The following is an 11,014-nucleotide window of genomic DNA, read 5'->3' on the forward strand; positions in this document are numbered from 1 at the left end:
GAGGGGTAAAGATGGAACTAGCAGAGATTGAGGCTAACTTACGGCAAGAGGACTTCCAGTATCGGTTAAAAGCAGTGCAGGCACTGGGTAATAGCCCCACGGAAATTGCTCTGCCCTTGTTGATGCAGCAAGTCAATGACCCTGAATTCTTGGTGCGTTCTTTTGTAGCGCGGGAATTAGGTAAACATCAAACCCCCGAATCATTTGCTACTCTTTTACAACTGATGAAATTAGATAACACCCCCAATGTGCGGGCAGAAGCAGCTAACTCCCTTTCTTTATTTGGCAAAGCCAGTGCTTCCCACCTTTTGCTAGCAGTGCACACTGACGACCATTGGTTAGTGAGTGCTTCAATTCTAGCTGCCCTAATTGAACTGGAAGCCTGGGATGAATTGTATGAAGCCTGTCAAGTGATTGTCAATCGAGATGACCCCATTTTACGAGAGACAGCGATCGGCAGTCTAGCTCCCCTAGCTAAGAGTCACAAACGGGAAGAAGCCCTGAACTTGCTTAATCAATATGCAGATGATCCCTCTCCCCGCATCCGTGCTCGTGTCCAAGCAGCCCGCCAATATTTTTTGTGACCATGCCACCCCTTGTTAGCATTTGTATTCCCACATTTAACGGTGCGCCATTTATCGCCGCCACTCTCCATTCTGCCATCCACCAAACCTATCGCCCCCTGGAAATAATTATTTCGGATGATGACTCCACCGATTGCACTTTAACGATTGCCGAAGAAATTTTAAGTAACAGTGATATTCCCTACAGAATTTATCGTCACGATCGTTTTGGTCTAGGTCACAATTGGAACTACTGTATAGCCCAGGCGCAGGGGAAATATATAAAATTTTTACTACAGGACGATCAGCTGCACCCAGACTGTGTGAGTGAGTTAGTGAGCATATTTGAGCACAATCCCCACAGGAAGTTAGGCATGGTATTTTGTCGGCGGCAGTTATTATTTAGCGATGACACTAGGATAGACGATATTTATGCTGATGTAGCAAGTCAATGGACAAAATTAGAAACAATTAACTACGGCTATAACTTACTACAAGACCCCCAGTTATTCAATGATCCTCTGAACAAAATTGGTGAACCAACTAACACCCTAATTCTTAAGACTGTCTTCGATCGGATAGGCACTTTTGACCCCCAATTCCAACAACTGATTGATTTAGATATGTGGTGGCGGATCATGGGTCATTATCAAATTGGCTTTAGGGATCGGGTTTTAGCCCAGTTTCGGATTCACCGTCAACAGTTTAGTCAGACTAATAGTAATTCTGCAGTTGCCTGGTTAGATTCCTGGCGGTTATTTTTCAAGATGCTCAGTCACGCCGACTATGAATTTCTCTCACCCCAAATAAAGAAAGCAGTAGCCGACAAATGCAATGCCCAAATCACGGAAGTCAGTGCTGAACTCTATCAACTGCGCCGAGACAATCAGGAGCTAAATGCCAAAATCACCCAGTTAGGTACAAATAACGAAAAGTTAGGAGAACGGGTACAAGAGCTGGGCAGGGAACTGACAGAAGCTCATAGGAAGTTAACAGAAGCACAAACAGCCTTTCAAGCCCTCACCCAGGCAGAAGCCAAAATCCAAGACCTGAGCCAAGAACTGGAAAAAGTACATCATCTATATCAGACCACCGTTACACAAGTACAAGACCTTGTCCAACAATTGCAAGACATCGATCGGAATCTCAGGCAGACCCAAGCCCAACTGGCGGAGAGCAATAGTTTAGTCGCTTCCCAACAGGCACAGATTACCTATTTACAAGGGAAAGTACAACAGTTGCAGACAGACAACGCAGAGCTACAGAAAATTAACCAAGAGCTAACAAACGATCGGGATGAAAAAGTCAGACAGTTACAGGAGACGCTAGAGAAACTGAGAGAAAAAAACACCGCCCTTGCGCAGGCAGAGAACACCATAAGGGCGATGGAATCTAGCAAATTTTGGCAGTTACGAATGAAATGGATTGCCCTAAAAAGACGGATAGGACTGACAACAGAATAACTAGGCAGACTTCCTTACTGAGAGTTGACCAGACAGGAACATAGGCAAGAGATTTTGGAAGAACTGGGCAGGGTCTCTCTGCCAAGCCTTCTGGAGAAGTTCCCATCTTGTCTTTTGCAATTCCCCATCAAAGAGAGCATCAGGCAAACTCTTAAGTAGGTACTGAGGACGCTCCCACACAGGCAAAGTCTCAGCAATCTTGAGCAGATGGTCAATCCGCCGCAACTCAGCTCCCGCCAAAATATCCATACCCGACTCATAAGCCGCTTGCTCGATCGCCATATACTTTTGTTTTGCCTGTTCTACCTTCTGTTTCATTGCGGGGCTTTGTTTAGCGATTTCCGCCAACTTACGATTCCCCCAGCGCACATGAGCCGCCTCCTCTGGCATAATGCGTTCGATCGTGGCACGGATTTTATCATTCTCAGGGCTGGGATTCTCTTTCAGAACCTTGATATGGGCAGAGAAATACTCACAACCCCGTTTTTCCGTCACGTTGATCGCTGCCAGCGCTTCGATCACACCAGTTTCTTTATCAGAAATAGTGGAATAGCCCAACAGCCGTTCAAAATTGTCGATATAGGAGACACCAGGGGGAGTGCCCAGATCAGCGCCTAGTTCATAGAGCAAATCTGTCAACCATTCCGCATGATTAGCCTCATCCTTGATATGATGGGAGAGGTCTTTCACTAATTCCCGCGGTTGACCATTCAAAGTTTCAATCAAATTAGTCAGGTCTTTACAACTGCGCTGTTCATTGAAACGATAGCGATTGAGAGTCACTAGATGCAACTCCCGATTCTTGACCACCTGGGACAAAATGTCATGGGCACTCAATTGATTACGAAATTTACGAGGATAGGTGACAGTCATAGCAAATGGATAAAGATGGTGTTATAATTATACAAAATCCACTTACCTGTTGATTCTGCACAGAGACATAGAGGTGCGTACTAGTTGACACAATGAAACCCACTCCCATCAACTATTCCTTAGCAGGACTGAAGTTTTTGTATGGAGTCTCCTTGGGCTTCGATGCCTACCGTCAACAGCGGATTTTATGGGTAGCACAACATCGGATTTTGGAGTTAACAGATACTACAGTATGGATTGCTGAGGGAGAATACCGCCCTAACTTAGGGGAAGCCAAAGCCTTTTGTGACCAGTGGGGGAGACCATTTCGCATTCCCCTCGATCGTTTTACCTTGGAAGAAAAAGGCAGCATTGAATGGGAAGAGGGGATCGGCACAAGATTTTACGTCAAAGAAAACAGTTGGAATTTTACTGATTTTCTCACCAAACCCCGTCGTCTGGTACCCTACTTAGATATTCTTAATTTAGATTATCCATTTACCATAGCAGAATTAAAACAGGCTTATCGCCGTCAGGCACTACAAAACCATCCCGATCGGGGGGGCGATGCCGAAAAATTTCGGAGAATCCAAGCTGCCTACGAATACCTACTACAGAACATTAAGTAATGTTTTAGTTCTAGGCGGGTAGCTATTGGTTTATATATAATTTTTGTATATAATTTAATTTGTCAACTTGTTAGTCAGAAGTGTTAGAGCTATGACTAAGGTTGTAGTAATTGAGGACGACCCGATAATTCGCACAGATATGGCTTACATTTTGGCAGAAGCTGGTTATACAGTCTTCGAGTGTAATGATGGTAACACAGGTATTAATACTGCCTTACGGGAATTACCAGAGGTGATGATTGCCGACATTAACCTACCAGATATGAGTGGTGTAGAAGTTATTAACAGACTACGACAGGAGGACAGCTTAAAACAAGCATCTTTTGTTATTTGCAGTGGTTCCATTCCAGAGGAAGAAATCAGAAGTTTGGTAGATGGTGTATTATCCAAGCCGTTTCATCCTCGTCAGTTAATAGACCTAGTAAAACAGCTAACTATGAGTTAGATTACAGTAACAACTTACTGAGAAGTGTATGGTTAAAAAGATACTAGATCATCTTATAGGGTCGCCAGACCGTTTTACCTTACAACAGCGCATCTTTCATATTTGTTCCCTCATAGCTTTGCTCTTTAGTCTAGTGAGATTGGTAGCTAATATTAGCTTGCATCTCGATATTTACATAAGGTCATTTACACTTCTAAATAGCATATGTTTCCTAGTGGGATTTTGGTTAAGCCGCTACCGTTTGCACCGCAGATGGTTCAAATACCTAGTTCTATCTCAATTTATTCTAATTTATCTTTCTCAATTTGTAATTTGGTGGCGCAGTGGTGGCATATTGGGGAGGGTTCAGCTTATCATAATTGCTCTCATACAGTACTTTACATTTTTACTGCGTCCCAGATGGATTGTTCTCCTCGGCAACCTAATATTTATCTTCCTCTGCCTGATTATAGACCTTCTCTTTCCCAGTTCAGTCACACAGAACTTTAGTATTTATACATACAAACTGGATATCTACTTCTCTTTGCTTATCATTAGTAGCTTAGTATCCCTATCTTCTCTCATGGTAGCTCAAGAATACGAATTAGAGAAACAACAATTACAGGAAAAAAACAAAATTCTGAGTCAGGCGCAGAAAACAATTAGGATGGGAGTATGGGAATATAGACTGCCGGCTAGAGAACTCCTGTGGACAGAAGAAGTCTTCTCAATCTTCGAACTAGACCCAGCTCTTGGTCCACCTAGTTTAGAAGAGTACAAGTTAATGATTCCCACTACTGAATGGCAGCAGATAGAAACTAAATTGTACAGGGCTATAACTGAAGGTATAGGATTCCAAGTTGAACACAGAGTTATCACTAGAGACGGTGGCCATAAATTTGTAGTTTGCAATGCCGAAGCTGTTAAGGATCAAAACGGTAAGGTAATTAAATTATTCGGAGTAGTACAGGATATTACAGATCGGAAGAAATTAGAACTTAGCTTACAACGTAGCCAACAAATGCTAGCAGAGGCACAACGATTAGCTCAGGTCGGATATTGGGAATATGAACTGGATGGCGATCGGGTGGAGTGGTCAGAAGAGACATTCCGCATCTTTGGGTTTCCTATATCATCCAAAGCACCTAGCAAAGCAGAAATTGAAGGTAGAATTCACCCAGACGACTTGAGGTTATATAAAGAGGCTATTAGTAGAAAAATTCAAGGAATAGAACCAGATGCCACCGACAAAATTGAGATGAGGTTTTTGCTGCCTGATGGAACCATTAAGTACACCGAGACTGCTTACAATATACTGAGGGAGAATGGTAAAGCTGTCAAGGCATATGGTTCTGTAATTGATATTACCGATCGGAAACTAGTAGAAATAGCCTTAGAGGAGACTAATAGGGCTTTAGAAGAGAGTAACAAACGTTTGCAGCTGATTTTGGAGTTGAATCAAGTAGGTACTTGGGAATGGCATGTTTTTGATAACCGTATTGTGTGGAGTAAACAGAAATATCAACTTATGGAAATACCACAGTACGTGGAACCAAGTTATGCCATGTTTGAACAAATATTGCATCCCGACGATCGAGAACTGTTCAGAGAAGAACTAGCAGCAGCTGCAGGGGGAAGCCCTTTAGAACTAGAGTATAGGATACAGCTCAGGGACGGCAGTGTTAGGTGGTTACTATCCAAGGCAGAGAGTTTCCACCATTATATAGCAGGTATTACGATTGATATAACCGATCGGAAGTATTTGGAAAACTCCCTCAAGTCACAAAATTATTTACTAAAACTTATAGCCAGCGGTCGAGCTTTAGATGAGATACTGATGGAGACAATTAATACACTGGAAAAAGAAGTTTATGGTTCAATTGGGTGTATTCTGCTAACAGAACACTCCAGGATTAAAGCAATCAAAAGCAAGACTTCTACCAAAATAGGTGCTGATTACTTGAAGGCAGTGGATAATCTCCTCTTAGAGGAAGGGACAGGAGCCTGTGGCAGTGCTGTTGCTCGTAAGCAAGCAGTTATGGTCTATGACATTGCTAGCGATACAAGATACAAGCAGTTTTTGTCCCTCACAGAAAAATACAATTTTCGGTCTTGCTGGTCAGTCCCAATTCTAGCCAAAGATGATCAGGCAATTGGTACAATAGTAGCCTACTTTCATGACAACCATATATTCAAAAAATATGAATTAGATTTTGCTAAAAGCTTGGCTGACATTGTGAGCATTGCCATTGCCAAACATGAGTTTGAGGCAGAACTTGTCGCTAGTGAAGAAAGATTCCGTGCAATAGCTAACAACATTCCTGGGGTAATTCTACGCTACATTCTCTATCCCGACGGCTCAGACGGATTGCTTTATATTAGCCCTGGCTCTATCGATTTATGGGGTGTTCCTCCTGAGGAAGCCTTAACAGATGTGAGTAAACTGTGGGCTTGCACCCTAGAGGAAGATATACCAATGCTGCGTGCTAGTATTCGCAAATCAGCAGAGTCACTGACTACTTGGAAGCATGACTGGCGTACACGGACAAGGGATGATATGCTCAAATGGGTTACTGGTGTGGGTGTTCCCCATAGACTGGATAGTGGTGCTGTCGTGTGGGATACCATAATCACAGATGTCACCGATCGGAAAATTTTTGAATCGGAGTTAGAAGCTTTAGTTACCCAGCGAACAGCAGCTTTGCAAAAATCTCAAGAATTTTTAGAAAGGCAGTTAGCCAAAGAGAAAGAGTTAATGTTACTGCTGCAAACAGAATTAAGACAAAAAGAAACACTGCTGAAGGAGGTACACCACAGAGTAAAAAATAACCTCCAAATTGTTTCCAGTTTACTCCGTTTACAAGTGGAAAATATCCTGGATGACTCGGTAAAAATAGCTTTACAAGACAGCCAAAACCGCATTCAATCAATGGCACTAATCCATGAACGTTTATACCGATCGGATGACCTTAGTCAAATTCCAGTTAGCATTTATTTCCGTGAATTAACTGACTATCTCTGGCAAACCTATAATGCCTACAGACGGAATATTGAGCTAAGTTTGCAGGTAGTGGATTTACAACTGGAAATGGATCGACTGATTCCCTGTGGGTTAATTGTCAATGAGCTAGTTAGTAATTGTCTCAAATATGCATTTAGCGGGAGAGAAAGGGGTAAAGTTACCTTAAGTTTTTACCTGTCTGCTAGTCAGTACTACTTGCAGGTGGCAGATGATGGTGTAGGCTTACCCCCTAATTTTAATCTACAATCTTCTACTTCTTTAGGGCTGCGTTTGGTAGGGAGGTTAGTACAGCAATTGCATGGTCACCTAGAGATAGGTTATGATGGGGGTGCAATTTTTACCATCACGTTTCCCCAAAGCCCATGAACAAACCAGCAATCTTGATTGTGGAAGACGAAGCAGTGGTGGCTATGGATATTGAAAATACAATCTGTCGTCTAGGATACACATTATTTGGGAGTGTCACTACGGCAGAAGAAGCCCTATGCTTGGTGGAACAAAACAAACCCAACCTTGTCCTCTGTGACATTCGTTTAGCAGGGGAAATGGATGGTGTTACTCTGTCAGAAGTTTTACGACAAAAATACAGTATTCCCGTAGTGTTTCTAACAGCGCATGCAGATGTTGTGACCATTGAGCGAGCAAGCCAAACGAAACCTTTTGGTTATGTAGTCAAACCGTTTCAAGAAAAGGACCTCCATGTAGCTATAGAGATTGCTCTTGCTCGTTATGAAGCAGAGTCTAATCTAGCTTTAGCTTTACGCAAGGAAGAAGAGTTACGGCAAGTCAAAACCAGATTTTTTGCTACCGCTATCCATGATATTCGTTCTCCCCTAACGCAAATTGCTTTTGCTGCTCACATTTTAGAATCTACCTTTGCTAATGTCCAACATCCCCATAAACAGAGGTATTTCGATCGGATTCACAAAGGAGTAGAAAATATCCGTCAACTATTGGATGATGTATTGCAAATTCAACGTTTAGAATCAGAGCGTTTAGCGCTCAATCCTATGCCTACAGAATTAGTTAAGCTTTGTCGACAATTACGGGATGAGGTACAAACCTGCGCAGGAGATAGATACAATATTTCCTTTAATGTCAATATTGATCGAGAAGTAGTTGTGTTGGTGGATCAGATGCTTTTGCAAAGAATGCTTGGTAATTTGCTATCCAATGCGGTCAAGTATTCCCCAGGAGGAGGTACTGTCTTTTTCAGCTTGGACATTACCGCAAAGTCTGTAACCTTTACTATCAGAGATAACGGCATTGGTATCCCTGCTGCTTCTTTAGAACATATCTTCGAAGCATTTCAAAGAGGAACCAATGTTGCTGATATTCCGGGTACTGGTCTGGGTTTAGCGATCGTGAAAATGTGCGTTGATGCCTGTGGCGGTGAGATAACGATCGATTCCACTGTTAACGTAGGCACTACAGTGAGGGTGAGCCTGCCACTAGTAGAGTGTGCGTCTTTTCTCCCCGCTGTGTAGTAGACTAGACGGACAAGTACGACTGTATAATCTCCCTGCTCAAGCTATCGGTGCTACCAGAAGCTACTATACCACCCTTTTGCATAGCGTAATAATAATCTGCCTGTTTAACAAAGTGTAAGTGCTGCTCCACTAGCAGAATACCAATTCCTCGTTTGCTGACTATACTGCGCACTGCTGCTTCAATTTCTAAAATAATGGAAGGTTGAATTCCTTCTGTTGGTTCATCCATCAAGAGGAGTTGGGGATTGCCCAGGAGTGCTCTCCCGATCGCTAGTTGCTGTTGTTGTCCACCGCTGAGGTCACCGCCACGGCGATTTTGCATAGACGCTAAGACCGGGAACAACTGAAAGACTTCTGCTAGCGCCTCTTCCACATCTACCTTGCCATTTTTCTGGGCTTCTAAGCCTAACAGTAAATTCTCTCTTACGGTCAGACGGGGCAAAATTTCTCTGCCTTGGGGAACGTAGCCAATGCCTAACTGCGCTCTCGCATAGGGCTTAAGGGATAAAATCGATCGGTCTTGAAACTTTATATCCCCGGCTCTGGGTGACAGCAGACCCATGATTGTTTTTAGTAAAGTGGTTTTACCAACACCGTTACGACCAATCAAACAGACAATTTGCCCAGGATTGACATGGAGATCGACTTGCCGCAAGATATGGCTTTCACCATAGAAAACATCTAAATTACTAATGGTGAGCATCCTCTTCCTCCTGCGCTCCTAGATAAACTTCAATAACACGCTGATCATTTTGCACTTCTGCCATTGACCCCTCACACAAAACAGCACCCTGATGTAAAACTGTCACTCTTTGGGCTATCTGACGGACAAACTCCATGTCGTGCTCAATCACAATAATCGAATGATCACCCGCCAGGGAAAGTAACAAATTACCCGTCTTTTCCGTCTCTTCATCAGTCATGCCCGCCACAGGTTCATCAACCAGCAACAAATCAGGGGACTGCGCCACTAACATACCAATCTCCAACCATTGCTTTTCACCGTGGGATAGCAGACCTGCTTGCCAATGGGCTTTGGGTGCCAGACCAATAAAAGAAAGCAGTTCATCCACCGATCGTTTTTCCACAACTGAAGTAGGACGAAATAAAGTGTGCCACAGGTCCTTGTAGGGATTTTTTGCTAGTTCCAAATTCTCTCGCACTGATAGATTAAGATAAATACGGGGAGTCTGAAACTTTCTGCCTACCCCCATTCTAGCAATCTCAAATTCACTATAACGACTAATGTCCTTACCCTGGAAACGTACTTCCCCACTTGTTGGTTTGACCTTACCAGTAATAACATCTAGGAAGGTAGTTTTACCTGCGCCATTAGGACCAATAATCGTCCGCAGTTCCCCCGCTTCCATGGAAAAGTTGAGGTCATTGAGAGCCTTGAAGCCATCAAAACTAACAGTTAAATGTTCAATCTCCAGGATGTTCATACCTCTCATCCATTTCTAATTCCAGTTTGGGATAAGTAAAAAGTTCTCGCTTGCCTGTCATTTTCTCCCACAGTTCTAGTCCCTGGGTGCGCAACCAACCCACTACCCCATCTGGCAGTAACATGACGATTAACAAAAACAATCCCCCCTGGAAGAAAAGCCAAACCTGCGGAAATGTCTCACTCAAAAGACTCTTAGCAAAGTTGACCACCAGTGTCCCCAAAATTGCCCCGACCAAAGAAGCTCTACCACCCACCGCCACCCAGATTACCATCTCAATGGAAAAGGCAATATCCATTGCTTTGGGAGAAATGATACCTGTTTGAGGAGTATAAAGAGCACCAGCTATACCTGCTAAAGCTGCCGACACAGCAAAGACAAACACCTTGATAGAAGTGGGGTTATAACCAGTAAACCTTACTCGCGGTTCATCGTCACGAATCGCTACTAATAAGCGCCCAAATCTGCCACTAGTCAGCCACCGACAGAGGGCATAGGCAAAAACTAAAAACACGATCGTGAGTATATAGAACCACCTCTGCATTTCGGGAGAACTTACTTTCATGCCAAACAGAGTTTGAAAATCTGTCAGCCCATTGGTACCATTGATTAATTTCTGCTGTCCATTAAAGAAGTTGAAAAATATAATTGTCAAAGCTTGGGTGAGGATGGAAAAATATACCCCCTTGATCCGATTACGAAAAATCAAATAGCCAATTAGTCCCCCCAATACAGCAGGGACTAACACAACTGCTAGGAGAGTAAAAGGAAAAGAGAAAAACGGTCGCCAGAACCAGGGTAATTCAGTCACGCCGTAGAGAGGCATAAAACTAGGTAAATGTATATCCGTACCAGGGGGAAATTGCAACTTTAAGTGCATGGCAAAGGCGTAGCCCCCCAAACCAAAAAATACCCCATGCCCCAAACTCAAAAGACCTGTATAACCCCAAATTAAATCGATCGCCAATGCCACGATCGCAAGAGCAAAAAATCTACCCAATAAATTCACGCGGAACCCCTGTCCCACTGCCACCAAAATCGGCGGGATCACAAATATAAATAACAGTGCTACACCCAGAACAACTCCCACTTCTATCAATATTTTTTTCTGTTCTGGTTTCATAGC

Annotated in this window: 10 protein-coding genes; 6 read left to right on the forward strand and 4 right to left on the reverse strand. The window is 43.2% G+C overall.

Annotation, left to right across the window (positions count from 1 at the left end):
• The first annotated feature begins 11 nt into the window (after positions 1–11).
• Both NZM01_08060 and NZM01_08065 read left to right on the forward strand, forming a co-directional pair.
• Positions 12–584, forward strand: coding sequence for a HEAT repeat domain-containing protein (locus NZM01_08060; protein MCS6959989.1), 573 nt, complete (start codon positions 12–14; stop codon positions 582–584).
• A 2-nt stretch (positions 585–586) separates the two neighbouring features.
• Positions 587–2,026: a glycosyltransferase gene (locus NZM01_08065; protein ID MCS6959990.1), complete on the forward strand. Its 1,440-nt coding sequence runs from the start codon at positions 587–589 to the stop codon at positions 2,024–2,026.
• Here NZM01_08065 and NZM01_08070 read toward each other — a convergent pair whose 3' ends face one another.
• Positions 2,027–2,899 carry a ferritin-like domain-containing protein gene (locus NZM01_08070; GenBank protein MCS6959991.1) on the reverse strand — a complete coding sequence of 291 codons (873 nt, stop codon included), beginning with the start codon at positions 2,897–2,899 and terminating at the stop codon, positions 2,027–2,029. It lies immediately after the preceding gene.
• Between the two features lie 92 nt (positions 2,900–2,991).
• On the opposite strand from NZM01_08070, the gene NZM01_08075 reads away from it, so the two are divergent.
• The 4 genes from NZM01_08075 to NZM01_08090 all read left to right on the forward strand — a co-directional run bounded on the left by NZM01_08075 (position 2,992) and on the right by NZM01_08090 (position 8,440).
• Positions 2,992–3,507, forward strand: a complete 516-nt coding sequence (locus NZM01_08075) for a J domain-containing protein (GenBank protein MCS6959992.1) — start codon at positions 2,992–2,994, stop codon at positions 3,505–3,507.
• 91 nt (positions 3,508–3,598) lie between these two features.
• Positions 3,599–3,952, forward strand: coding sequence for a response regulator (locus NZM01_08080; protein MCS6959993.1), 354 nt, complete (start codon positions 3,599–3,601; stop codon positions 3,950–3,952).
• A 562-nt stretch (positions 3,953–4,514) separates the two neighbouring features.
• The gene (locus tag NZM01_08085; protein ID MCS6959994.1) at positions 4,515–7,319 is read left to right on the forward strand and encodes a PAS domain-containing protein; all 2,805 of its coding nucleotides are present in this window, start codon (positions 4,515–4,517) and stop codon (positions 7,317–7,319) included.
• Positions 7,316–8,440, forward strand: a complete 1,125-nt coding sequence (locus NZM01_08090) for an ATP-binding protein (protein ID MCS6959995.1) — start codon at positions 7,316–7,318, stop codon at positions 8,438–8,440. The genes NZM01_08085 and NZM01_08090 overlap by 4 nt, the downstream gene beginning before the upstream one ends.
• Positions 8,441–8,444: 4 nt before the next feature.
• Here NZM01_08090 and urtE read toward each other — a convergent pair whose 3' ends face one another.
• Genes urtE through urtC form a run of 3 tightly spaced genes read right to left on the reverse strand, consistent with a single transcriptional unit; the run spans position 8,445 to position 11,011 of the window.
• Complete coding sequence (gene urtE, locus NZM01_08095; protein ID MCS6959996.1) at positions 8,445–9,146, reverse strand: urea ABC transporter ATP-binding subunit UrtE; 702 nt, start codon at positions 9,144–9,146, stop codon at positions 8,445–8,447.
• The gene (gene urtD, locus NZM01_08100) at positions 9,133–9,888 is read right to left on the reverse strand and encodes an urea ABC transporter ATP-binding protein UrtD (protein MCS6959997.1); all 756 of its coding nucleotides are present in this window, start codon (positions 9,886–9,888) and stop codon (positions 9,133–9,135) included. Before urtD ends, urtE begins: the two co-directional genes overlap by 14 nt.
• A complete protein-coding gene (gene urtC, locus NZM01_08105; GenBank protein MCS6959998.1) occupies positions 9,869–11,011 on the reverse strand; it encodes an urea ABC transporter permease subunit UrtC in 1,143 nt (380 codons plus the stop codon). The genes urtD and urtC overlap by 20 nt, the downstream gene beginning before the upstream one ends.
• Positions 11,012–11,014: the final 3 nt, after the last annotated feature.

The organism is Pseudanabaenaceae cyanobacterium SKYG29 (assembly GCA_025055675.1).
Lineage (GTDB): Bacteria > Cyanobacteriota > Cyanobacteriia > Pseudanabaenales > Pseudanabaenaceae > M5B4.